This is a genomic window from Paenimyroides ummariense (genome assembly GCF_900115115.1).
GTDB classification, from domain to species: Bacteria; Bacteroidota; Bacteroidia; order Flavobacteriales; family Flavobacteriaceae; genus Flavobacterium; species Flavobacterium ummariense.
This window is the reverse complement of sequence record NZ_FOVI01000004.1, coordinates 139,142-164,940: the sequence shown is the minus strand read 5'-3', so window position 1 is coordinate 164,940 and position 25,799 is coordinate 139,142. Positions and strand designations below refer to the sequence as shown.

The 25,799-nt window shown below is 33.5% G+C and carries 22 protein-coding genes; 5 read left to right on the top strand and 17 right to left on the bottom strand.

The window, feature by feature from the left end:
• Positions 1–9: 9 nt before the first annotated feature.
• On the bottom strand, positions 10–756 hold the full coding sequence (locus tag BM253_RS04710) for a hypothetical protein (protein ID WP_245758447.1): 747 nt from the start codon (positions 754–756) through the stop codon (positions 10–12).
• A gap of 116 nt (positions 757–872) precedes the next feature.
• On the opposite strand from BM253_RS04710, the gene BM253_RS04705 reads away from it, so the two are divergent.
• Positions 873–5,939: a DUF4011 domain-containing protein gene (locus BM253_RS04705; RefSeq protein WP_091519976.1), complete on the top strand. Its 5,067-nt coding sequence runs from the start codon at positions 873–875 to the stop codon at positions 5,937–5,939.
• Positions 5,940–6,039: 100 nt separating this feature from the next.
• Here the strand turns inward: BM253_RS04705 and pepT are convergent, their stop codons facing one another.
• Positions 6,040–7,293: a peptidase T gene (gene pepT / locus BM253_RS04700; RefSeq protein ID WP_091519972.1), complete on the bottom strand. Its 1,254-nt coding sequence runs from the start codon at positions 7,291–7,293 to the stop codon at positions 6,040–6,042.
• 203 nt (positions 7,294–7,496) lie between these two features.
• Between pepT and BM253_RS04695 the strand changes: the two genes are divergently transcribed.
• Positions 7,497–8,405: a sterol desaturase family protein gene (locus BM253_RS04695; RefSeq protein ID WP_091519968.1), complete on the top strand. Its 909-nt coding sequence runs from the start codon at positions 7,497–7,499 to the stop codon at positions 8,403–8,405.
• Between the two features lie 523 nt (positions 8,406–8,928).
• On the opposite strand, the gene BM253_RS04690 is transcribed toward BM253_RS04695, so the two are convergent.
• From BM253_RS04690 to BM253_RS04680, 3 genes are all read right to left on the bottom strand, one after another.
• Positions 8,929–9,612 carry a YetF domain-containing protein gene (locus BM253_RS04690; RefSeq protein WP_091519965.1) on the bottom strand — a complete coding sequence of 228 codons (684 nt, stop codon included), beginning with the start codon at positions 9,610–9,612 and terminating at the stop codon, positions 8,929–8,931.
• Between the two features lie 46 nt (positions 9,613–9,658).
• Complete coding sequence (locus BM253_RS04685) at positions 9,659–10,258, bottom strand: hypothetical protein (RefSeq protein ID WP_091519963.1); 600 nt, start codon at positions 10,256–10,258, stop codon at positions 9,659–9,661.
• A gap of 144 nt (positions 10,259–10,402) precedes the next feature.
• Positions 10,403–10,702, bottom strand: coding sequence for a hypothetical protein (locus tag BM253_RS04680; RefSeq protein ID WP_091519960.1), 300 nt, complete (start codon positions 10,700–10,702; stop codon positions 10,403–10,405).
• 684 nt (positions 10,703–11,386) lie between these two features.
• Here BM253_RS04680 and BM253_RS04675 point away from each other — a divergent pair.
• Positions 11,387–11,737, top strand: coding sequence for a hypothetical protein (locus BM253_RS04675; protein ID WP_091519957.1), 351 nt, complete (start codon positions 11,387–11,389; stop codon positions 11,735–11,737).
• A gap of 60 nt (positions 11,738–11,797) precedes the next feature.
• Here the strand turns inward: BM253_RS04675 and BM253_RS04670 are convergent, their stop codons facing one another.
• From BM253_RS04670 to BM253_RS04660, 3 genes are read right to left on the bottom strand one after another with little or no spacing between them, the layout of a single operon-like run.
• Complete coding sequence (locus BM253_RS04670) at positions 11,798–12,292, bottom strand: CinA family protein (protein ID WP_091519953.1); 495 nt, start codon at positions 12,290–12,292, stop codon at positions 11,798–11,800.
• A 21-nt stretch (positions 12,293–12,313) separates the two neighbouring features.
• Complete coding sequence (locus BM253_RS04665; RefSeq protein ID WP_091519949.1) at positions 12,314–13,201, bottom strand: SDR family oxidoreductase; 888 nt, start codon at positions 13,199–13,201, stop codon at positions 12,314–12,316.
• An 11-nt stretch (positions 13,202–13,212) separates the two neighbouring features.
• On the bottom strand, positions 13,213–14,070 hold the full coding sequence (locus tag BM253_RS04660; RefSeq protein WP_091519946.1) for an SDR family oxidoreductase: 858 nt from the start codon (positions 14,068–14,070) through the stop codon (positions 13,213–13,215).
• 693 nt (positions 14,071–14,763) lie between these two features.
• Between BM253_RS04660 and BM253_RS04655 the strand changes: the two genes are divergently transcribed.
• Together BM253_RS04655 and BM253_RS04650 are read left to right on the top strand one after the other, a co-directional pair.
• Positions 14,764–15,696 (top strand): hypothetical protein, encoded by a 933-nt coding sequence (locus tag BM253_RS04655; RefSeq protein ID WP_143095584.1) that lies wholly within the window; start codon positions 14,764–14,766, stop codon positions 15,694–15,696.
• A 48-nt stretch (positions 15,697–15,744) separates the two neighbouring features.
• The gene (locus tag BM253_RS04650; RefSeq protein ID WP_218154364.1) at positions 15,745–16,428 is read left to right on the top strand and encodes a YciE/YciF ferroxidase family protein; all 684 of its coding nucleotides are present in this window, start codon (positions 15,745–15,747) and stop codon (positions 16,426–16,428) included.
• 206 nt (positions 16,429–16,634) lie between these two features.
• Here the strand turns inward: BM253_RS04650 and BM253_RS04645 are convergent, their stop codons facing one another.
• The 9 genes from BM253_RS04645 to BM253_RS04605 all read right to left on the bottom strand — a co-directional run bounded on the left by BM253_RS04645 (position 16,635) and on the right by BM253_RS04605 (position 25,789).
• Positions 16,635–17,024 carry a DUF1801 domain-containing protein gene (locus tag BM253_RS04645; RefSeq protein ID WP_091519940.1) on the bottom strand — a complete coding sequence of 130 codons (390 nt, stop codon included), beginning with the start codon at positions 17,022–17,024 and terminating at the stop codon, positions 16,635–16,637.
• Between the two features lie 2 nt (positions 17,025–17,026).
• The gene (locus BM253_RS04640; RefSeq protein ID WP_091519936.1) at positions 17,027–17,722 is read right to left on the bottom strand and encodes an SMUG2 DNA glycosylase family protein; all 696 of its coding nucleotides are present in this window, start codon (positions 17,720–17,722) and stop codon (positions 17,027–17,029) included.
• A 15-nt stretch (positions 17,723–17,737) separates the two neighbouring features.
• Positions 17,738–18,283, bottom strand: coding sequence for a C40 family peptidase (locus BM253_RS04635; RefSeq protein ID WP_218154363.1), 546 nt, complete (start codon positions 18,281–18,283; stop codon positions 17,738–17,740).
• 49 nt (positions 18,284–18,332) lie between these two features.
• Entirely contained in the window at positions 18,333–20,207 is a 1,875-nt protein-coding gene (locus tag BM253_RS04630; protein WP_091519929.1) for a DUF349 domain-containing protein, read from the bottom strand.
• A gap of 86 nt (positions 20,208–20,293) precedes the next feature.
• Positions 20,294–21,010, bottom strand: coding sequence for a shikimate dehydrogenase family protein (locus tag BM253_RS04625; protein ID WP_091519927.1), 717 nt, complete (start codon positions 21,008–21,010; stop codon positions 20,294–20,296).
• A gap of 84 nt (positions 21,011–21,094) precedes the next feature.
• Positions 21,095–21,343: a lysozyme inhibitor LprI family protein gene (locus BM253_RS04620; RefSeq protein WP_177205725.1), complete on the bottom strand. Its 249-nt coding sequence runs from the start codon at positions 21,341–21,343 to the stop codon at positions 21,095–21,097.
• Positions 21,344–21,458: 115 nt separating this feature from the next.
• On the bottom strand, positions 21,459–22,859 hold the full coding sequence (locus tag BM253_RS04615) for a tetratricopeptide repeat protein (RefSeq protein WP_177205733.1): 1,401 nt from the start codon (positions 22,857–22,859) through the stop codon (positions 21,459–21,461).
• Positions 22,860–22,937: 78 nt separating this feature from the next.
• Positions 22,938–24,128, bottom strand: coding sequence for an aspartate aminotransferase family protein (locus tag BM253_RS04610; protein ID WP_091519921.1), 1,191 nt, complete (start codon positions 24,126–24,128; stop codon positions 22,938–22,940).
• Positions 24,128–25,789 carry an OstA-like protein gene (locus tag BM253_RS04605; RefSeq protein ID WP_091519918.1) on the bottom strand — a complete coding sequence of 554 codons (1,662 nt, stop codon included), beginning with the start codon at positions 25,787–25,789 and terminating at the stop codon, positions 24,128–24,130. The genes BM253_RS04610 and BM253_RS04605 overlap by 1 nt, the downstream gene beginning before the upstream one ends.
• Positions 25,790–25,799 lie beyond the last annotated feature (10 nt).

The following is a 25,799-nucleotide window of genomic DNA, read 5'->3' as shown; positions in this document are numbered from 1 at the left end:
GGGCGTTTTTTATTTGTCTACATTTAGTTCATCAAAATCATCAATCTCTGATAATTTAATCAATTTATCAACTTCTATTTTAGACCATTTACTTTCAAAAACTTCTTGGTCAACATCATCTTGTGGATTTAAATTTGTTTTTACCAACTTTTTCTTGGTAAGAAAATTAATACTTGTAAAACTTTGTGTTACAGGACCAAAATTTTCACTGTAATCGTAACCAATCAATTCAAAATTGTTGTTTTGATGTCTGAAAGTGTATGCCCAGTAACCGTATCTGCCGTGGGCATAATGTAAAATAAGGTTTCCTTTTTCAATGCGAATATCTAAATCTGGAGGCATGTAAACGCCACCGTCTTCGTTTTCAGACGAAAAACAATCATAATTCTTCGTTGCCAATTCATAAGCTTTACCTTTCTTAAAAAGTATAATAATTCCTCTGCGGTTTCGGTCAACCTCTGTCTCAAATCGATTGATAACAATGTTTTCGGGTTTGGTATCTTTAATAATCAGTACACAATCTTCAACACTGTCTTTATTTAAATCGCCAAAAAATTCACTAAAAACAATATATCCTTTTGGAACAAAATCTTTCTTTGGTTTGCCATTGTCAAAAACTTTTTCTTCATGTACTAATGTGGTGTCAATAGTTTCACTCACATCTTGCGCATTTTTACTGGCGGACTTTGTATCGCTTTTATTGCAACCTATTGTTGTGAAAATCAAAGTCGAGATGAATAGGAATTTAATCTTCATTTTTATTTGTAAGTTACTAAATAACAACTGTCTTTTACAGATAAAACCCCAAAAAATGTCTGCAACAATTGTTAAAAACTTTTTCTATATTTATAGCTTTAAAATTCAGAAAAAACATGGGCGAATTTGCAGCAATTACACTTATCAATATAAACAAACAACCGTATTTTAATTATAGCTTTTGTGTAAACAACTACTCGTTTTTAGAAAGTGTTGTATGGCAGTTAGAAGGCAAAGCTTTAGGAAACATTCGAATTGAAATCACTTCACAATTGGGTTTGTTTGATGCTTTTAAAGAATATCATGATACAATGCCAGTTGGAAATCATTCCCTGCAAAATATAAAATTCAACTATGATTTATCGTTTTTAAAACAGTTGGTTGAACGCGATATCGATGTTATTTCTTTTAAAATGTTCAGCAATAACGAACTGGTTTTTCAAACAGCATTTGATTTACCCGTTCTTCCTGTTGATTATTTTGGTGGATTAAACGCGTATCCCGAACTTTTGGCAAGCTATGTTTTGGCTAATCATCCGTTGATTTATCAGATAAAATCAGATGCTGTAACAATTCTCGAAAAAAATAAATTAACAGCTTCTTTTGAGGGATATCAGTCGCAAAATAAAGAACGCGTGTTACAAATGGTTTCGGCTTTGTATCAGGCAATGGTTAATTTGCAGCTGGTTTACAGCGCCATGCCGGCAAGTTTTGAAACAGAAGGACAACGAATTCGGTTGATTGATCAGGTTTTAGAAACAAAATTTGGAAACTGTATTGATATTTCCCTGCTTTTTGCGGCGTGTTTAGAGGCTGTTGATCTAAATCCTATTTTGGTAATTACCCGCGGTCATGCTTTTGTTGGCGTTTGGTTAGATGATCAGCGATTTAACGATACTGTTACTTACGATGCCAGTGCGTTAACCAAGCGAATTGCCTTGGGAATCAAGGAAATTGCTCTTGTTGAAGCTACAAGTTTGTGTAAAGGAAATAAGTTGAAATTTAAAGATGCAATGGTTTCAGCCGAAGCCCAAATGTTGCAGATTAACAATTTTTCAATGGCGATTGATATTAAAAATGCACGATCAAAAGGTATTCGTCCGTTACCTGTTTATGTGGCAGAAGAAGTATCGAACGATGATATTAAATCGAACATAACCTCTCATAAAATTGATAAAGAATTCGAAATTGGTGCAATTTACGACGATCTCGATTTAGGAGAATCACAAAATCTAACCAAACAAAAAATTTGGGAGCGCAAGCTTTTAGATTTATCGTTACGCAATAATCTCCTAAACATTCGCTTTACAAAAAGTATGTTGCAATTGGTAGATTTAAACATAAATCTGCTGGAAGATCATTTGGCAAATGGCAAATCGTTTACGCTTCAACCCAACAATAGTCAGCCAATTGCCGGTAAATACAATTTGTACACCGAACCGTTGCATGTAAGCGATCCGCTGTATCAATTCGCCGATTCAGAATTCAAATACAATCGTTTATACACACATTACCACCAAATTGAACTCGATGCTGTTTTAACGCATTTGTTTAGGAATGCCAAACTTGCCGAAGAAGAAAACGGAAAAAGTACGCTTTATTTGGGTGTTGGATTGTTAAAATGGATCGAACCAAAAAATAAAGACATTCCGCGCTTGGCTCCGTTGTTATTGATTCCGGTTGAATTAAGCCGAAAATCTGTCAATGCTGCTTTTACTTTGCGAAGCCGTGAAGAAGAAACCATGATTAACATTACGTTGCTGGAATATTTAAGGCAGGAATATCAGTTAGATTTGTCAGGATTGGAAAATTTACCGATGGACGATGCCGGTGTTGATGTTAAAAAAGTACTGACGCTGTTTAGAAAGGAAATTTTGAATCTTAAAGGTTGGGATATTTTAGAACAAACCGTTTTGGGAACTTTTTCGTTTAATAAACTTATTTTATGGCAGGATATTTCGAAATTTTCAGAAGAAATTCAAAAAAGTACGATTGTTAAGAGCTTGATCGACGGAAAATTACACGAAAGTTTAAATACAGATACACTGAATATCGATCTGGAAACGCTGCCGGCAAACTGGTTAACATTGCCCATTGCTACAGATCATTCGCAGTTAGAAGCTGTTTTAAATGCCAATGCCAATAAAAGTTTTGTGCTACACGGACCACCTGGAACGGGAAAATCGCAAACCATAACAAACATTATTGCCGATGCGTTGGCAAATAATAAAAAAGTATTGTTCGTTGCTGCAAAAAAAGCTGCTTTAGATGTGGTGCATACGCGTTTGGATAAAATTGGTTTAGGAGCTTTTTGTTTGGAACTGCATTCTAACAAATCTAAAAAAAGCGATGTTTTGGTGCAGTTAGCGCAATCTTTAGCGGTGCCGAAATATATAAATCAGATTAATTTTAACGAAGAAGCAAACAGAATCGATCAGCGGAAAACCGAATTAAGTCAATACATTAACTTGTTGCACCAACCGTTAGCAATTGGTTGGACTTTGTACGATACCATTTCGTATTTGGATATAAATGAGATGGAAGTTAATCAAGAACTGATTTTAAAGGAAAATTTATTGTTGATTGATGCTTCTACCTGGAACAATTGGAAGGATTGGAGTGTTCAGATGGAAGGATTAACCGGAAAAATGAACGATCATCCTTCAAAACATCCGTTGCGATTTATTTCGTTGCAAGAACAGAATTTTTCTCACAAAAACAATATTCAAGAATCTATTTCAGAATTTGAGAAAAGTACCCAGGAAGTTGATAAATTAAATTCCGATTATAATTTTCCGTTTAAAGAACCTTACAATCAGCAGGTTGCAGCTATTATTGAATTGTTGGATAATTTACAGAATTTCAATGCAGATCAATCTGTGGTTGATGTGTTTTTTAATGCTTCACAACTAAATGTTTTGAATAATTGGCTGGAACTGCAGACACAATTTCAAGCAAAAGAAGATCAGATTATTGTAAACTTCAATCCAAATATTTTAACTGCAAATGCTTCAGAATTAGAACAAATCTGGAATCAGTCAAAACACACCTGGTTTTTGCCAAAGTGGTTGAAACAACGAAAAATTAAACAGTTTTTAAACGGATTTTCTAAAAATAAAATAAGTGATGCTGTTCAGATTGATAACATCTTTAGTGATTTATCTTCTTATAGTTTATTAAAACGAAATCTGCAGGAATCGCAATATCAGGGAGTTTATAATACAACGAATCAATATCTTAAAAATCAACGTTTTGATGTTAGTTTGTTACAGCAACACATTAAGCAATTACAACATTTACAGCAAGTTGCAGAAAGTTTAAATCTAACAGATTTTCAATCGTGGTTAAAGCAGTATTTTGATAATTCGTTCTTAAAATCAGGCATTAATGATGCTGTTCAACAATTAAAATCGTACCAAAAGGCTCATAAAAATATTCAGTCTTATCTAAACGAAAATGCAAACAGTTCCATTGTATCAACTGTGAAAAACAATCTGCATTTGTTAGAAGATTGGATTACCTACAACCATTACAAACAAAAAGCGGTTGATTTAAATTTGAAGTGGTTTATTGATTTATTAGAGCAGAATAAAATTGAAAAAGACCGTTTGGCAAAACAGTTCGAAGATTTGATTCATTTGAATTTGTTTGTGCAAACCTTAAATTCTTCTTCGGTTTTAAACACGTTTGATGCGAATGTTTACGAAGCGTTGGTCGATCAATACAAAAAAACATATCAAGAGTTTACCGAAATTACAAAGAATAAGTTGCAGTTTCAGTTAAGTAATAATATTCCGAATTTAACACAGGAAGCGGTTTCAAGTTCAGAAATAGGAATTTTACAAAAGGCAATTCGTAACAAGGCACGCGGTGTATCAATCCGTAAACTTTTCGACCAGATTCCAACACTGCTTCCACGTTTAAAACCGTGCATGTTAATGAGTCCCATTTCTGTGGCGCAGTATTTCGATGTTGATACCAACCATTTTGACCTGGTTATTTTTGATGAAGCTTCGCAATTACCAACATCAGAAGCCATTAGTGCTTTGGCGCGTGCAAAACAGGCAATTATTGTTGGAGATCCGAAACAGATGCCTCCTACAAGTTTTTTTGCATCCACTAAAATCGACGAAGAAAACATGGAATTAGAAGATTTGGAAAGTATTTTAGACGATACCTTGGCAATTTCTATTCCGTCTAAATATTTGTTGCGTCATTACCGTAGTAAACACGAGAGTTTGATTGCCTTTAGTAATGCTAATTTCTATGAAAACAAACTACTTACTTTTCCATCTGCCGACGATTTAGACAAAAAAGTTACGTTTGAATACATTGCCGGACATTACGATAAAGGCAACACGCGAACCAACAAACAAGAAGCTGAAGCGATTGTTTCGTATATAAAAAATCATTTGCAGTCGGGTAAAAAAGAATCGGTTGGAGTGGTTACTTTTAGCCAGACACAGCAGGTTTTAATTGAAGATCTGCTACAAAAACTATATCAAGAGAATTCGTTTTTAGAAGAAAAAGCTTTGCAGGCAGAAGAGCCTATTTTTATTAAGAATTTAGAAAATGTTCAGGGTGATGAACGCGATATTATCTTATTTTCTATTGGATATGGTGCTGATAAAGATGGTAAATTATCAATGAATTTTGGTCCGCTGAATAGGGAAGGAGGCTGGCGAAGATTGAATGTAGCTGTAACGCGCGCGCGTTATGAAATGAAAGTTTTTTCGTCTTTAAAAGCAGATCAGATCGATTTGAACAGAACGCAGGCCGAAGGTGTAAAAGGATTAAAAGGTTTTTTAAATTTTGCAGAAAAAGGCTTGTTGCCAACGAATTTCAATTCAACAAACAACATACAAAAGCAGAATTTAATTGAAAGTATTTCTAGATATTTAAATGAAAACGGATTAGAAGTGAAAACAAATATTGGTACATCAGCTTACCGATTAGACATTGGAATTGTTGATCCGAAGAATAAAGATCAATACGTTTTAGGCATTTTGGTCGATGGCGAAAATTATGTGCAAACACAAACTACCAACGATCGCGAATTGTTAATTCCGAATGTCTTAGAAAGTTTAGGTTGGAATATTTACCGAATCTGGACTTTGGATTGGATTAAGAATAAGGATAAAATTGTAGCAGAAATCAAACAGAAAATTAAATCTGAGAAATAGTTTAGTCTTCAATGAAAAAGCGATTTATTGAAAATGCACTGCCCCCAAAAAGTTTGAAACTATTTGGGGGCAGTTTATATTTAGCAACTTTTGTTTTTAATTAAAACTTTCTTTTCGCAGTAATTTCAGCTATTTTAACAATAACTTCTGTTGCTTTTAAAATACTTTCCACAGGAACATACTCGTATTTACCGTGGAAATTATGTCCGCCTGAAAAGATATTCGGACAAGGTAATCCCATGTATGAAAGTTGAGAACCGTCTGTTCCGCCACGAATTGGCTTAATAATCGGTTTTATGTTTAATTCTTTCATAGCTTCTTCTGCAATATCAACAATATACATAACAGGTTCCACCTTTTCCTTCATGTTATAGTATTGATCTTTAATTTCGCAATCAACAATTTTATCGCCAAATTTTTCAGCATATTTTTTGTTGAATTTATTAACCATTTCACGAATCAATTTTTTACGCTTTTTGAATTTTTTCAAGCTGTGATCGCGAATGATCATGTGAACTTCGGTTTCTTCAATAGATCCGTGGATATCATTTACATGGAAAAATCCTTCATAACCTGTTGTTTTTTCAGGGACTTCTTTTAATGGCAGTTTTGATATAAACTTGTTAGCCAAAAGCATAGAATTAATCATTTTACCTTTTGCATAACCTGGGTGAACGCTTTTTCCTTTAAAAATTAATTTAACTCCTGCAGCATTGAAATTTTCGTATTCTAATTCTCCAATCTGACTTCCGTCCATTGTGTAAGCCCAATCGGCACCAAATTTTTCAACATCGAATTTATGTGCACCGCGACCAATTTCTTCATCGGGAGTAAAGCCAATTCTGATTTTTCCGTGCTTAATTTCCGGATGCTGAACTAAATATTCCATAGCAGAAACAATTTCGCAGATTCCAGCTTTATCATCGGCACCCAGCAAAGTTGTTCCGTCTGTAGTAATAATAGTTTGACCTTTGTATTGTAACAAATCATCGAAATAACTTGGTGACAATACAATGTTTTGTTCTTTATTTAAAAGGATATCACCACCATCATAATTTTCAACAATCTGTGGTTTTACGTTTGCACCTGTAAAATCTGGCGAAGTATCAAAATGAGAAACAAAACCAATTGTAGGAACTTCGTGCGAAACATTGCTTGGTAAAGTAGCCATGATGTAGGCATTTTCATCTATAGTTACTTCTTCTAAACCAATTTGTTTTAATTCTTCTACTAACTTATTTGCTAAATCCCATTGTTTTTTGGTTGATGGAGTAGTTTCTGAATTTGGATCCGATTCTGTATCAACAGTTACATAACTTATAAATCGGTCAATAATATGTTGTTTGTTTTCCATTTTAAATTAAAGCTTTTATCTTACAAATTTATTAAAAACAGATAAGTAATGAAAGAGTTCGACATTTAATTTGAAAACACCAATTTAAACTATTAATGTTAACATTGCTGTAATGTTTAGGTTTTTGCTGTATTAATAGTTATCTTCAACAATCAGGCATAATTTCTGCGTAGTAAATAGCAAATAAAAAATCAAATTGCAATATGAGTAACTTTTTTGGTGCATCACCCATTTCTTACGAAAATATTAAAGAATTAGAACAACAGTCAGGCGATTTAATAGTTTATGCTATTCCGTTAATGGCTTTTTTTACCGGATTGGAAATTTGGTATTCTTGGTACTCTGAAAAAAGAAATTACAACACTAAAGAAAGTTTGGGATCTTTATTTGTAGGATTGGGGAATGTAGCTATAAATTTAGTGCTTAAGGTTGCTTTTATTTACGGAGCGGTTTACATCTATAATCTGGTTCCGTGGCGAATGGAATTAAATTGGTGGACACTTTTTCCATGTTTGATTATTTACGATTTTTGCAGCTATTGGGCACACAGAGTATCGCATTTTAACCGTTTCTTTTGGGCTACGCACGTTATACATCACAGCGCCGATAATTACAATTTAACGGTTTCTTTTAGATTAAGCTGGGTGCAACATTTTAAAATATTGTTCTTTTTACCGGTTGCTTTTCTTGGCTTTCATCCTGTAATCTTTTTTATTGTGAATCAAATATCGGTTTTGTTTCAGTTTTGGCAGCATACCGAATATATTGGGAAACTTCCGCGTTTTATTGAAGCAATTTTTGTTACACCTTCAAACCACAGGGTTCATCATGGATCAGACGAAAAATATATCGATAAGAATTTTGCTGCAATTTTTATTTTTTGGGATATGCTGTTAGGAACGTATCAGCCTGAAGAAGAAAAACCTACTTACGGAATTACTCATAAAATTGATCATAAACTAAATCCGCTGCATTTGAATTTTCATGAGTACGACAGTATGTATAAAGATGTGAAAACAGCAAAAACTTTTAAAGAAAAATGGTTTTATGTTTTTGGAAGTCCCGGAAAAATTGATAAGCTAAAAAAACAAGCTGTTCAAACAAAAGAATAAAATGATATAATTTTTGGGATATTTTTTTTGAAAGTGTTGGATAATAAAAAGTCCTCCGCACCAAATTAAATATCTCACCTTTTAATTCTATCGAGTAAAAAACCCCATTAGCGGAGGACCAAAATTGTCGGCTCATAACGGAGTTTTTATCTGAATTAATAAGGTGAGTAAACAAATATAAAAACATTTTTCTATATTGTACAACTGCTGTTGCTATAAATAAAAGTTAATAAAATTCAATAAAACATCTTAAAACTCCATATAGTTATAAACTTCTTTTCCCATTTTATTGTTGGATGTTATATTTTTAATAAAATTTATTTTCTTTTGTGAAATCAAAAAAAATAATAATTATTTAAAAAAGATAATGCTTACCATAAAGATAAGCATTACCCTAAAGAACTAAAGGTGAGAACGCGCTTACGAATAAGGGTTCGTACCACCATTTAATTCTCTAATTCTTTAATATGATTTTGTATAATTACATCAAAATACGTGCCTTAAAAATATTTTAAATTGAATTTTAACGATTTACTTTTCTGTTACTTGCTTTAACCCATTCGTTTTTATTGCATTTTGGGCAAATAAAATTGTTTTGAGCGATATATTTAACGGTTTGTCCGCAAAAAGTACATGAATAAAAAGTGTCGGTTTCAAAAGCTTTTACTGTTTTCTTTAATGAATCGGGCAGAATAGGTAAGCCGTATTTTGTATGTTCGTGATCAAAAAAGTAAACGCTCACTTCGCCGGTTGTTTCTAAAATGGCATATTCAACCTGACCTAAATGAAAAACACCTTGTAGCCTTAATTCCATAAAAAATTCATCTTTGCTTAATGATTCTTTCCGGAATTCTTCAATAGAAAATTTTCCCTTTTTAATGATATAAACTTCTTTGCCTTCAACAAGTGTTTCTATCCATTTAAATTTAAACACCAAAACGGTTAGTAGTTTGTAGCAGATTGTAACTACAGAAAAAGCAACCAGCGCACTAAAAACGCCAATTTCTTTATAAATCATAGGGTCGCCGGCGGCAGATCCTAATCCTAAAATTACAACCAGTTCAAATACCGACAATTGTTTTATTCCGCGTTTGCCAAGCAGTCTTAAAAATATTAAGATGAGCAGAAACATTACAAACGTACGCAGCATTATTGATACTAAAAACGAAGTGCCAGTATCTCCAAAAAGAAACTCGTTAATTTCCATAGGTGTTGTCTAAATAGACATAAATGTACTTATTTATTTACGAAGATTAATTTTTTAAGATGAAAATCCAATTACCTTGAGAGTTTCCGATTGAATGTTGATGAAAAAACACCTGTATTTGCTGGTTTGGATTTGATTTTAAATATTCGCGTACTTTTACCAAACTTTGAATTTTAGACCACATATCAATAAAATGCGATTCGTCTAAAATGTACAATTCTACTTCTTTATAACCATTTTGGGGCGTTACAAAATCGTTGGTTTCAACTCTTTCAAAAGCAGTAGCTTGACTAAAATCTTGCGGAATAATTATTTTACCTTTTTCTGGCAACGGCAAGGTTGAAGCTTTTAAAAGTAAGGCGTTTGTTTCTGTGTAGGTTACGTTTGTAATGATTTCATCTGGGTTTGTTTCTTTTGAAACAGTTACGGTAAATTGATCGGTTTTATTGAACGATTTGTATTCTTTTCCTTCGATAAAATCATTGGTATCGTGGCTGAATTTTAAAATCAATACTTTATTACCGGCAATTTTATCCTCGTCTTGATCCCAATGGCAGGCACTTGTTAAGAAGAAGATCGAGAAAAAACCGACAATCATTAAATAGAATTTTGATTTCTTTAGATGGAAAGTAATTTTTTTAGTCATAATGCAGGTTGTTTGTGAGATATTTTTGTTGTGTGTTAAATTATACTAAAAATTCGTGCCAAGCATTATATTTTCTAAAAAAAATTGTACCGATCTAATATTTTAAATCGGTACAAAAAATGTAAAATGAATAATTGAGTGTAACTAACGGTTATCTTGTGTACTTTGATTACTGTTTGATGAAGAATTTCTTCGGTCTATAGTGTCATTATCGTTCATGTTATCTGTTGCATCAATAGAACTTCCTTGATGATTGTCAATGGTTCCGCCCGAAACATCTTGTTCGTTTAAAGGGTCCGGATCATCGTACATTCTTTCCTGTTCCGGCAGTGAATCATAACGGTTTACATCATCGGTATTTTTATTGTCTCTGCAAGCAATTGTTGCTGTAAATGTTAAAGCTAATGCGCTTATAAATAAGTATTTAAAAAGAATCTTTTTCATAGCAATATATTTTTTTATTGATATTGTTCTAAACTAAAATTTATAGAGAAAATCAATATTATTAATATAAAAATGAATAAGAAATTCTGTAAGTTAAGTAAGATGTTTTATTAAGTACAAAAAGCATTCCTTTATAAATTGCAGTTAATTATAGGCTATTTGAATTATATGATTTTAGAAACAAATCGTCAGTTTGTGTATTTTTGGTACAACTAAGGTACTTTTTTTACACCAAAGGTATTTTTGATTTCAGGTTTTGAAGCATAGATCCAAAGAATATTTATAATTAATATATATACATATTTTTAATTTAATTATTTATTTAATAATTTTTATTAAAGTTAATTTTATTTGTTTTAAATATAATTTTAATATAAATATCGGATTTAATGATTGTTTTGTTCTGCATGAGTCAATTAAGTACTTATTGTTCGTATATCATTACATAATTTATCTGAAATGTTAAAATTCTGATTGCTTGATATCTCTACGATTTCTATTTATTAATTTATAAAAACTCGTTACAGAATAAATTGTAAAATACACATTTATAAATGGTTGGATTACTTATTGAATTAGTTTAATTGGGAAAGCCCCGTAGAAATGAAGTGAAATTCATTATGTATTTAAGTAAGATTGAATACCAAAGTTATAAATTATTAAACAACCTAATCAATTATAATCATGGACAATAACAAAAACAACCCAGGACAAGACGGAATGAATAACCAAAACAATCCGCAAAATCAAAATCAAAAGAATCAGAATCAAAATGATCAATCTTTTGACAATCAAAACAAAAATCAACAAACTCGTAACAATCATGATCAAAATGATATTGATCGAGAAAACGAATCTACAAGAAATACCAATAAAGACGGTCGTTCAGAAGAGCATCAAACCAACCAGGATGAAAAAAGATACACAGGATCTAAAAATCCAGACGGTATGGATACTAATGTAAGAAATAGAGATAAAGACTTTAATGAAGACATTACGAACGATCAAAACCAAAACAAGAACTTTGAAGACTAAATTTGCAGTTTACTTTAAGTGAAATAACCTCTCTAACTTTATGAGAGGTTATTTTTTTGCTTAATTTTCGTCGGTTTTGGTTAAATGTGCTGTAATGATATCTGCCGTTTTCTTTATGGTTTGATGCACAATTTGGTGCGAATTTCCCAAGAAAATTTCTTTAACCTGCAGATGATAATCCGGAAAAATAAAATCGATATACATGGTACCCACAGGCTTATCTTCGGTTTCGCTGCCGCCACTTTTGGTAAGTCCGGTAACCGCCACCAAAATATCGGCTTTATTAAACATTTTTTTTGCGTTAACAGCCATGCAAGTTGTTACTTCGCTTGATTCGGGCGTGTGTTTATCAATTAACTCTTGCGGTACGTTTAATATATTCTTCTTTTCATCGGCATCGTAACAAACAATGCTACCCAATAAAATATCGCCCGAATAAGGCGTAAGTGCAAAAGCAACAGAAAGTGCTCCGGCTGTAGCACTTTCTGTAAAAGCAATTTTAAGTTTTTTTTCGGCTAATAAAGCACAACAATTTAAAACACTTATTTCTGTCATATTTATTTAACGGATTGAATTTTAATACGCAATTTTTCCTCCTGTAGCGGGAATAGTAATTCCACCGATATACGATGCTTCGTTCGAAGCTAAAAAAACATAAATCGGAGCAATTTCAACAGGTTGTCCTGGTCTTTTTAAGGCAGTATCTTTTCCAAAATCTTTATAATCAATAATGGTACTCGGAATTAAAGGCGTCCAAACCGGACCAGGTGCCACTGCATTTACACGAATATCTTTCTTTTGTTCAATAAGCATTTGATTTAAATTTGCCGTGTAATTTTGTATTGCCGCTTTAGTTGCAGCATAAGGCAAAAGGGTAGGGTTGGGCTGGTATGCGTTTACCGATGTGGTATTGATGATACTGCTGCCCTTTGGCATAAACGGAATGCTTAACTGGCACAAATGAAACATAGCCAGTACATTGGTATCAAAGGTTAACTGCCATTCTTCGGTGCTAATTTCATCAATTGTTTCGCGACCCATTTGATAGGCTGCATTGTTTATAAGTACATCGATTTTCTTGAATTTCTTTATGGTGCTTTCAATTAACGCCTGGCATATTGCTTTATCATTAATATCCCCTTTAAATAACAAGGCTTCTCTACCGGCTTTGCGTACCCATTCTGCGGTGTCTTTAGCATCTTCGTCTTCCACATCGCTTAAATAAGATATTACCACATCGGCTCCTTCTCGTGCAAATGCAATGGCTATGGCTTTACCAATTCCTGAATCTCCACCGCTAATTACCACACATTTATTGGTCATTCGGTTGTAACCTTTATAAGAATCTTCGCCGTGATCTGGTTTTAATTCCATTTGATCTTCCGATGCAGGCGGATTTTGCCTTGGTTCATGAAATGGCGGATTGGGATATTGACGGATGTTGTTTTCTTGTTCTTTTTTCATAATGATTGTTTTTAGTATTTATAAATTTTTCCTCCGGCATCTAACGTTTCCCCGGCTATAGATTTTGATTCTTTTGAAGCGATAAATACATATAACGGAGCAACTTCGTAAGGATGCATGGGTGTTACAGAATTAATGTTTGTTGGCAGGTTTTCGTAATTTGGTCGTTCGTCCGGAAGCGTATCAGACCAAATAAAACCGGTAGTAATGCCGTTTATGCGTAAACTTTTTTTGGTTAAAGACAGCATTCTGTTCATTTCGTGTGTATAGGTTTTCACGGCTGCTTTTAGTGCCGAATAAAAGATCAGCTGGTCGGGCTGTGCGTATGCACACAATGTTGCCGAATTTATAATGATACCGTTTGGCGTAAGATATTCTGGTGCTAAACGCCCTAATGTGAACAATGACTGTATTTTTAATGTATCGTTTTTTCGCAGCAGGTAATGACCGGTTTCAGTATCTTTTTTATTCGATATGGAAAAAGTATTGACCAGAATATCAATTTTAGGAACCTTTTTTAAGATGTTTTCAAAAAGCCTCTTGCATTTAAACTCGTCAAAAGTACAAGATTTAAACAACCAGACTTTTCTACCGAGTTTCTCAATAAGCTTAACCGTTTTCTTAACCTCTTTTTCGTGCTTTAAATGGTTGTAAACCATAATAATATTGGCACCTTCTTTTGCAAAAGCAATAGATACGGCTTTACCAACACCGTTGTCGCTGGCGGTAACAACAACACTTTTATCAAGCAGTTTTCCAGATCCTTCATAATCATCTGTAGTGTACTGCGGCGTAATTTTCATGAACGAACTAATTTCATTTTCAGAAAATGCCGTGGGTGGGCTTTCGAATTGTAAATCCTTTTTCATAGTGAGATATTTTAACTTGTAGCTTTATAATAGCAAATTTTGTACTGCAATTAACATGTTTGTGTTATTGCTTGTGTATTTAGTGATTTAGTAACTTATTAAAACTTCGCAACTGAACGATAATCATTACCTTATGGTTGAATAGTTTATGAACAATTAGTTCCTTTTTAAAATATATTCTTACAATATCACATGTGAATATAAGGTTGTTTCTATTTAGTATGTATATGTAGAAAATTCCCTCTGTTTGTGTAGAATTTGTTCAGAAGATTTTATAATTAAATTCCTGAAAAACGAATCAGTTTTAAAAAATATCAAGTGTTTTAAATTGAATATTATGTGTTATTTTTAAATATATTTATTTACTATATTTATATAAAAAGTTAATATTTTTATTATAATTAAAATTTTTAATATAAATTTCAATATCAAGATATAATTTGAATTCTTAACTTCATTAAAATTTTTTTTTATAAAGAGAACACTAATTTACAGTTGAAAAGCTTCGAAATGTTAAAATAAATTAAATAGCATAGAAGCTTAATTAATACAATACTTTGCGTGAAATGAACCATACTATTCCTGTTTTCATATATTAAAAAGGCACATATTATTAGGGAATATCTATTGTACTAAAAACAATACAAGACGCTAGCAACTTGTGAAGATATTAACTTAATAAACCAACCTATTATGAATTCAAGAAATAACAACAGAAGAGGTTCAAATTCAAGAAACTCACAAGGATCTTCTCATGACGATATGAGAGAATTACATGAACAAATTTACCAATTAGGATACGAACACGGTTACGAAGACGGCTCTGAAGACGAGGATTATGATGATGATTTCTCTGATTTTGAAGACGATTTCAACCATGGAAATTCATCAGATGACGATGATTTTGATGATGAAGATTTCGACGACGATGATTATGATGATGAAGACTTCGATGATGAGGACTATGATGACGAAGATTACGATGATGAAGATGACGACGACGACGATGATTTCGAAAGAGATTCTCAAGGCAGATTCACTTCAAGAGGTCGTTCTGGTCGTGGATCAAGTTCAGGCAGAGGTAGCTCTTCAAGATCAGGTCGTGGATCAGGTTCTGGTTCATCTCGTAGCGGATCTAATTCAGGATCAGGTCGTGGATCAAGCTCAAATTCAGGTAGAGGAAGTTCATCAAGATCAGGACGCGGATCTAATTCAGGATCAGGTCGCGGATCAAGTTCAAACTCTGGTCGTAGCGGATCTAATTCAGGATCGGGTCGCGGATCAAGCTCAAATTCTGGTCGTAGCGGATCTAATTCAGGATCAGGACGCGGATCAAGTTCAAACTCTGGTCGTAGCGGATCTAATTCAGGATCAGGTCGCGGATCAAGTTCAAACTCTGGTCGTAGCGGATCTAACTCAGGATCAGGTCGCGGATCAAGTTCAAACTCTGGTCGTAGCGGATCTAATTCAGGATCAGGACGCGGAAATTCTTCAAACAGTTCAGGCGATACTTCAAACAGAGGTTTTGCATCAATGAGCAAGGCACAAAGAACAAGAATTGCCCGTATGGGTGGTTTAGCTTCTGGCAAAAGCCGTTCAGGATTTGGCGGACGCAGAAACAGTTAATAAAAGGGGGATAAACTCCCTCTTTTTACTAATCTTTAAATTTTTATTATGAATCAAAAAGATAAAAACTTGGAAAAAACTGCACCTTCAAAAAGCGAAGAATCTACAATAATTCCTGTTGAAGAAGATAAAGCAGCTACCGGTAAAAAACAGAAAACTTCTGCTGATACCGATGATTCTGATCAAGAAAACAGTAATCAAAGTGAATTAAAAAAACAAGGTATGGAAAACAAAAACAATAATTCAGAATTAGAAAAGTTCTTTTTAGATGCCTTGCAGGATATTTATTATGCCGAGGCAAAAATAGAAGAGTCGCTTGCGAAAATTAAGCACAAAGCTACATCCGAAGAATTGCAGGAAGCTATTGAGGATCACGAGCTGGTTACCAAAAAGCAGATTCTGCGTTTAGAAAAAGTTTTTAAACATTTAGGCGAAGAGGCTAAAAAGAAAAAGTGCGATGCTATTGACGGAATTTTGAAAGAAGTTGACGAAATGGTTAAAAGCACTAAAGACGGTTCTATGACGCGTGATGTTGCCATAATAATCGGAGCCCAAAAAGTAGAGCATTACGAAATTGCAACTTATGGCGGTTTGGTACAGATTGCAATTACTTTAGGATACGAAAAAGTGGCCGATTTGTTGGAAACTACTTTAGACGAAGAAGAAGAAACAGATTATCTGCTTACGGAAATTGCCGAAGAACACGTGAATTTTGAAGCTGCAGAAGAATAACCCCCTTAACCATAAGGTTAATCTACATAAGGTACTTTACAAGTAAAATTTTTTTGATAGATAATCATGTTATGGTTACAGCGTAAAGTTTTAATTGTGTTTATTTCTTAACCGCGCGCATCAATAAATATTTTGGTACTGTTACCACAAAAAAAATTGCTATGAAAAGTAAAAGCTGTTTCTAACGAAAGTAAGAAACGGCTTTTTTACAATTTAACTAAAACGCCTTTTCTTTTTACAATATTTTTATAATCCCATTGAATTTCAACCGATTTTTTTAGCCATCTGTGCAAATCTTCCTTATTGATTTCAGCTGCTGAATTATAGAAAACCGAAGCATCTTTAAACTTTTTACCGTGAACATTTAATTTTTCTTCTTCAAAATCGATACCGCTCCAAAACATTAACCGTATTCCTGCTTTTTGCTTGCGGTAACCAACAATGGGATTTCCGTTTAAAAACCAAACCGGGTGTGCATGCCAAATTTTACTTTCGGCATTTTTTAGTTGTGTTGATATTTCGGCAGAAAGAACACTACAAATAGATTGATCTTCTGCAGAAAATTCTTCGTTATAATTTAAAATGTCCTGATTCATAATTAGTTGTTTAAATTTAATGCCAAAATATATTTGTCAATATAAAGCTGTTTGTCTTTTGATTTGTATTGTTGAATATATCTGGGGTGTTCAAAAACCGTGATTTTGTTAAATAATTTGGCTTCATTGTTTATTTTGTTAATGAATGTTGCATTCTTTTTTCCTAAAACAAAAACTTCATCGGTATGTAACCCTAAAGCAATATGGTTTTTTAAAGATTCGATCATAAAATCTTTTACCATTTTAAAAAGCTGTAAATCATCATAATAATTTGCGTTAATCCAATTACCACTTTTATTTTTCTGAATAATCGCCAACGGAAAAGGGGAGTTGATGTAAAATTCCTCGTAAAACTTTTTTGCTCCGCCATATTCTTCGATCAAATCATAAATAAAAACCGATGAAATTTCGTGCGTATGTGACGATTCCATTTTTATGCCGCAAACACTTTCCAAACGTTTGGTGTCCGTAAACGGAACACCTGTAACGCCCGCACCATGCCGACTTGGATTGATTCCGATGATAAATTTTCGCTTGTTGTTGTCGTTGTAATACTTGTGATAAAACTGTTGCATCACATCCAACGTTTCCGGATTTGATAAATACGGATTTAAAACGTTGAAATTATCTGGTAATTCGCCCGAATAATTCAGCTGTTTGTTGAAAGCAATCACTTTATCTGCAAAGTTTTTTTTCATAACAAAACACTGATTTTAATTTTTGTACGATCCACATTTAACCAAATAATCACCGTAGTAAGGCTCGGTTAAGTTCGATATAATAACGCCCTTACTTGTTGACGCATGTACAAACATGTTATTGTGCAGATAAATTCCCACATGGTTTACCGTGCCGGTTTTTCCGAAAGAAAAGAACACCAGATCACCTTCTTTTAAATCGTTGGTGTATTTACGTTTAACGTTTTCGGCAATATCTTTTGATACACGCGGAATTTGAATTTTATAAATTTCTTTGTACAAAACGTTGGTAAAGCCCGAACAATCAATCCCGTCTTGGTTGTTACCGCCGTATTTATAAGGCGTTCCGTACCAATCAATGATAAAATTATACAGATTTTTATTTTTCAAGGTGCTTTCGCTAACATCTAAAATTTCACTTATCTCGGCTAAATCATTAGGTTTTTTTACAGTGGTTTTCTTTGTAGTAGCAACACTTTTACTGCTTTTGTTTTTCTTGTAATTATCGCGCCAATCGGTTTTTGCTTTACAGCCAACCATAAAAAAAATGAGCAAACACATAACAATTTGCTTTGAAATGAAAAAAACCGGAGATTTCCGGTTTTGTATGTTATTCATCATTTTTATTGATGTTTTTTAATTGAACTAATTTCTCTTTCCACAAATTTAATTCATCTCTATGGCGATCAATATTTTTATTGATTTCTTTCACCAACGGATTATCTGCTTTTGCGTTTGAAATAAACTGCACATTGTTTTCTAACTGAAAAATTTCCGATTGCAATTCTTCTATTTTTCTTTGAACAAAAACGGTTTCGTTTTGCAAACGTCGCCCGTCATTACTTTCAATTAAATGTTCAATTTTATTATTGAATTTAACCAGTTCGGCTTCTTTTTTAGACAAGCTTAATTTATCGAACAATGCATCTAAAACCTTGTTGAACTTACCTTCTATATGTCTGCGAGTTTGTGGTACAGCTCCTAACGTTTTCCAGTTTTCAATATGTTTTTTAATGGCATCTAAATCAGTTTTATGATCACCGGTTAGTTCAAAATCCTTTAAGCTTTCCAGGTAATCCTTTTTGCTGTTGAAATTAACCATTTCCGATTCCATTTCCTTATTTCGTTCGGTATGTAATCGGTCAAAATATGAATTACAGATCTGCTTGAATTCCTTCCATAAACTGTCAGAAAATTTTCTTGGTACGTGCCCAACATGCTTCCAATCTTCCTGAATTTTTTTCATTGCAGGCGTTGTAGCATCATAATCGGTACTTTCTGCCAACGATTTTGCTTGTTCAATTAAAGCCTGTTTTTTAACTAAATTATCTTGCTGCTCTTTTTTAATGTCTTTGTAGAAATTGTTCTTTAAAACATTAAAGTTTCTGGTTACATTTTTAAATTCAGCCCAAGTTTCCTCGCTTTGTTCAGCAAGAACTCTACCCGTACTAAAAAATTTAGTTCTTAAAGCTTCAATTTCTTTAATGGCATTTTGCCAATCGTTGTGTGAATTGAATTCTTTCGACGAAATTTCGTTAATTCCTGCAATTAATTCCTTCTTTTTCGCCAGATTATTTTCCTCACGCTCACGAATTTCATTTTGTAACAACTCGCGTTTACTGTGCAATTGTTTGGTAATTTCGCTGAAATTCTGCCAAATTTCTTCGCGGTGTTCTTTAGCAACCGGACCAATTTCTTCTTTCCAGATACGGTGTAACGTTTGCAATTCACGGAATGCTTTACGAATATCCGGTTCGTTTATCAATAAACTGGCACGTTCAATTATTCGCTGTTTTTGCTCTAAATTGTTCTTGAAATCCATATCACGAGCTTCCCGGTCTAAATGCAACTGATCGTAAAAACGTTCTATATGAAAATGGAAATTGTTCCAAACGTGGTTGTAATTATCTTTTGGAATGGCACCGGCACTTTTCCATCGGTCGCGTAACTGCTGAATATCTTTTAAAGCCGCATTATAATTTTCGGTATTGTCAACCAGTTCTTTTAATTCTGTAATGATCTGATTTCTGTCGGCTAAATTTTTCTTTAACTGATCTTGAATCGATTTAAAATGAGAATTTCGTTGATCTCTGTATTGATTATATAACGAGTTAAACTGATTCTTTGCAGGAAGTTCGTACTGAAAATCTGTTGAAAAAGCATCAGGATTTTCTTCTAAAAATACCTTTCTTTTTTCGTCGATCAGTTCACTATATTTATGTAAGAAACTGCGTTTGATACCTTCCACGTGATCGCGGATTGCAGTTATCTTTTCGTTTTTTATTAAATTTTCAAGTTCAACATTCAATTCATCTAACGATAATTCATCGTAATTAACCATAGGAATATGGTTACTTTCGTTGATTGACGACGTTTCGCTGTCTTCTGCATTTGTTGAATTTATAGCATCAACAATGGTGTTTGTTTCTGTTTCAGGGTTCAATCCGTCTGCTTGTGGCAGGTTATCATTCTTTTCTTCTAACATCTTCTTAAATGTGTAAGTTTTACAAAATTATTTTTGAAAGATAAATAATTAATTGAAAGGCAACAAATATTTCATAAGAAATAATGTTAACTATTCCAAATTTTCCATGATTCTTCTGCCTGAATTTCCAGCATTTCCAGCCCGTTTTTAATAACCGCACCTTTTTCTTTGCATTTTTTTAAAAACAAAGTTTCAGCAGGATTGTAGATTAAATCGTAAGCCAAATGATTGTTTGTTATGAAGTTGTATGGAATTTCCGGAGCTGAATCTACATTTGGAAAAGTACCAACTGGTGTACAGTTTATAATGATTGTATGATTTAGAATGATTTCTTCTGATAAATCTTCGTAAGGTGTTTTACCGTTTCTTGACACGATTAAATGCTCTATTTGCAATTGATCTAAAGCATACATTACGGCTTTGCTTGCACCGCCGGTTCCTAAAATCAAGGCTTTTTTGTGGTATGATTTCAGTAAAGGTTCAATCGATTTTTTAAAACCAATCCAATCTGTATTTAAACCAATTTTCTTTCCGTTTTCGATTTTTATGGTGTTAACAGCTCCAATTTTTTCGGCATGAAAATCTAACGAATCTAAATACGAAATAATAGCTTCTTTGTAAGGAATTGTAACATTGAAACCATAATTGTCTCTGTTGAATATATCGTTTAATTTAGATAAGTTATCTATATCAAAATTAATGTATTGTGAATTTAATATATTCTCATTATTAAACTTATTGTTGAAATAATTGCGCGAAAATGAATAGCTGATGTTTTTGCCAATTAAACCGTATGTTTTCATTGAATATTAAATAATTTAATCTTCGAATTCTCTTTTTAAGTTTGCCAATATTTCAGATAATCTTTGACTCCTCTCATTGTTCATTTAAATTTTACATTGATTATAAAAAGGCAAGCCTCCTTGAGCACCATTTCTTGTTTCAAACTCAATAAATTTACACTCGAATTCACAATATCTTTCCCAATACTTTTGTGAATTAGCAATATAATCAAGATAATTTAGTGACTCATCATTTCCAATGCTGTTTAAGAAGTAAATAATTTCACTAAATACGTTTTCAAGTTTAGTTTTTGATTTGTCTAGATTAATAAATAATTCTGCTCTTTCATCCATTGAACTCATTGAAATAGTATCTTGCTGACCTATACAATTCATCAAAGGGAGAAAGAGCAACAAAGTAATATGTAAAATTTTATTTTTTAGAAACATAGACATATTACATTATAAACTATTCTTGATTAAAATTCTGTATGTAATTTTGTACTTGTTCATTTTCCCAAACTGTTGGAAAAAGATCTTGTAACAATGTTTGGTTTTTATAATTTAATGCCAGAGCATTGGTTAAATGATACATTGCTTTTTCGGTTTGATCGGTTAACATGTACAAACCAACCAAACGGTATTCAATTTCGTATTCGTCGTTAAAAATATCACGCGCTTTCAGTAATTTTTCAATTGCCTGCGGATAATCTTTCAACAAACGAAAACAATCGCTCCAATACAACCAGGTATCTAAAAAGGTATCGCCATGTTCTACCGCTTTTCTAAAACCTAATTCGGCTTCTTCAAAAAATAGTAGATCTTTATTTATAATTGCAAATCTGCGCCAGTATAAATGGTTGTTTTCATCAATCCCTAAAGCTTTGTTTACAAATTGCAATGCTTTTTTAAAATCGTTCTTTTTTAAATGTAAATCGGCAATGGCAATCCACGATTTATCCATTAACGGATCTTCGTGAACCGATCGCAAATAATATTTTAAGGCTTTGTCGTAATTTTTCAATGCTTCGTAACAAAAGCCCATTCTTCGGTAAACGTAAGACGAAGGATCGTCTAACTTCAATGTTTCCTTATAACAATTAATTGCCTGCGTAAACATTTTAATTTTTTCGTACGATTTACCTTTTTCCAAATAAGCACCCACAAAATTTTCATCAATCACACAAGCAAAATCAAAAGATTCAATTGCTTTTCGGTAATCTTTCAAAATATAAAATTGTCTGCCCAGCTGATGCCATGCAACTTCAGAATACGGATTGTGATCAATAAATTCCTCTAAAAATTCAATCGCTTCCTGATGATTATCCAGAAAATCGTAGCAGTAAACCACATTGTAAAGTGCCGTTTGATCTTCAGAATCATGTTCCAAACACTTTATAAATGCTTCTTTTGCATCTAAAATTTCATCGATAAATAAATATTCCATCCCCAATAAAGAATACACATCGGCAAAATCTTCGGTGTATTGCAACGCCACTTTTAAACATTCAATGGCTTTGTGATGGCTGCCTTGTTTTGAAAAGATATTTGCACGCTGAATATAAACTTCATCGTTTCGTGGATCGATGTGCTGTAATTCGTTCAATAACTTTTCGGCTTTATCCAACTTGTTTTCAAAAACCAAAAGCTCCACCTGAACCAATTTTAATCCTATGGAATTTGGATGTTGATCCAAACCCAGTTTCAGTGCTTTTTTAGACAGGTTTATTTTACCGGAATCTAAATAATGCAGTATAATGTTTTCAAATTCTTCTGAATCGAAAAAACAAATTTTGTTTGTTTTTAGCATATTCTCGAATTTAGAAATAGACATTCTAAAAAAATCTTCCTCGTCGTTTGTAAACATAATCGACTGTTTTTATTATTAAAGATAGCTCAAAATTGGCACTTTATAAGTACGCTGAAATCTATCTTATAAACATTTTAATTAACAAAGTTCTGCCTGAACTTCGTTTAATGCTTCTATTAAAATAGCGCATCCTTCTTTAATTTCTTCTTCAGAAATCGTCAATGGTGGTGTAATACGAATGGCTCTTCCTTCAAACATCAGCCAAAATAATACCAAACCTTTGTCTTTACACTTTAAAATAACTTCGTTGGTTATTTCTGCCGATGGTGTCATTGGAGCCAGCATTAAACCTTTTCCGTGAATTTCGGTTATCAGCGGATGTTTCAATAAGCTGCGGAACAATTGTTCTTTTACCAGCGTTTGTTCCATTAAATCGGTTTCTAACAACTCTTGCAAAGTAGCTAAACTTGCTGCTGCAATAATCGGATGCCCTCCAAATGTTGTAATGTGCCCGCATTTTGGATCGTGTGCCAACAAATCCATCAGTTTTTCATTCGCAGTAAAAGCACCAACAGGCATACCGCCGCCCATGCCTTTACCCATCACCAAAATATCTGGAACTACATTGTAATTCTGAAAGCCGAACAATTTGCCCGTTCTACCAAAACCAGGCTGAATTTCATCTAAAATCAATAATGCTCCAACTTCGTCACAACGTTTGCGTACTTTTTGCAGATAATCGTTTTCTGGAGTTACAAATCCAGCGCTTCCTTGAATAGTTTCCAAAACAATTGCCGCGGTTTTTGTTGTGATATGCTGTAAATCGTCTTCGTTATTGAATGTCACAAAATCTACATTTGGCAGTAACGGACGAAATGCGCGTTTGCGCTCTTCGTTTCCTAAAATACTCATTGATCCCTGTGTATTTCCGTGATACGCGTTTATGCAAGAGATAATATGTGTTCTGCCGGTTACGCGTTTTGCCAGTTTTAAAGCACCTTCAACAGCTTCGGTACCCGAATTTACCAAATACGTTTTATTCAGTGTTTCAGGTAAGTTTTGTGCCAGTAATTTGCAAAAATCTACCGCCGGTTTTTGAATATATTCACCGTAAACCATTACGTGCATGTATTTATCCAACTGTTCTTTTATGGCATTCACAACACGCGGATGCTGATGCCCCAAGGTACAAGCCGAAACTCCTGCAACAAAATCTAAATGTTTTTTACCGTCGGTACTGTAAATATAGCTTCCTTTAGCGTGTGAAATTTCTACTTCTAACGGATACAGACTGGTTTGCGCCTGATATTTAAAAAAATCTTCTTTCATTACTCGCTACGTTTTTTTATAACGTTTGGTGTTTTTCCCGATCGTTTAAAATTCAACGTTTTATCCTGAATTTCCATTGGCATTTCACTAATTTTAGCGTTCTTTTTAACTTCTTCTTCGGCTTTATCGTCGTGCTTTAATTCTTCATCGCTAAAGAGTTCGTCCACACTGTACATTCGTTCATCGCCCCGCCAGTTAAAACCTGCCAGTTTCCGAGCGTTTTCGGGGAATTGTTCAGGCGGATAGGTTGTTCCTTCGGGATTTATCATTCGGGTTGCCGTTGTAATCTTGTTGTCTTCTAACTCCAAAACAATTTTACTACAAATTCCCTTATCAATTCCTTTCAAAACCTCTTCGTCGTACACATAATAAATCATTTCGGCGTTTTGCACCAGATCGATCTGACGAATTTTATCATCGATAAATTTTCCGTACATATTGATTCCCTTGGCTTGATTGAACCCGGAACCGAGCGAATCTTTTTGAATGACAAAGGCATTGGTGAGGACTTTTAACGAATCGAGTTTTTCTGTTTCTACATTGTTTATTAGATGGATCACATCGCCGGTTAACTGACTTTCATCTTTAAACAAAACCGGTTTTCGAATTAATTGCAGCAAACCAATTTTTTGATCGTAATGTAAAGAATCGGCTTTTCCGCTCATATCTGGTGTGCGGTACATACGCGCATTTGGATAACCTTTTATAACTCGCTGTTTGTCCGGACCAACAATTTGAATATTTTTTGCATGGAAATAGGTTGTATCTTTTTCTGCAATTGTTTGAATCAACGGTTTTTTTGTCATGAAGATGGAATCATTAGCACGAAAAACCTCTGCAAAATGACTGGTGGCAATGGTGTTGTTAATGGTATCGATCACTTTTACGTTGTTGATGCCTTTTGCGTACGATTTTTTCTCGTCATAAAACATTTCATCAGCTTCGATACGCTTGTTATCATAAAGGATAAACGAATTTTCGATCATTCTTCCTTCGTTTAAACGGGTGTCGTAAAAACCATTTTCGGTATAAATATGATTTCCTTTGTTATCGATTGTTGAAGGACCGAACAAATAGGCGTGACCAGAATCTTCGTAAAAATCCAAATGGTTCGATTTGATCACATTTTCGGGATTTGTAATCACAACTTGTGTCCTAAATTCATACTTTAATTCACGCGTATAATATTTACCCGATTTAGATTTTAAGGTATTCAGTTTGTTTGTAATGGTTGCATTATCGTTGTAATAAGCAATTCCGGTATTTCTGTCGTAATAAACTTTTTCTGATTTTAATGAAGAATCGGGTGATGTCATGACTACATTTCCAGAAGCATACGCAATTTTTTCTACACCATTATATTCGGCATATTTACTGTTAAGCTGCAAGGTATCGTCTTGAACAATTCTAACATTACCAAACAGTTTTGCATAATTTTCTTTCTCAAAAAAATACGCTTTATTACAGTAAATGTACATACTGTCGTGCTGCATTTGCACATTTCCGGTAAGGATTTTAGCTCCGGGAACTTCGTATTCGTTGACATCAGTGAAATCTGCTGCCAATAATTTTATGATTTTACCGTTTGGTTCAGGTGTTTGTGCAAACGAAAAAGCACAGCAAAACAACAGAAAAAACAGGTTTAAAAAAAAGGTTTTCAATTGAGATAAT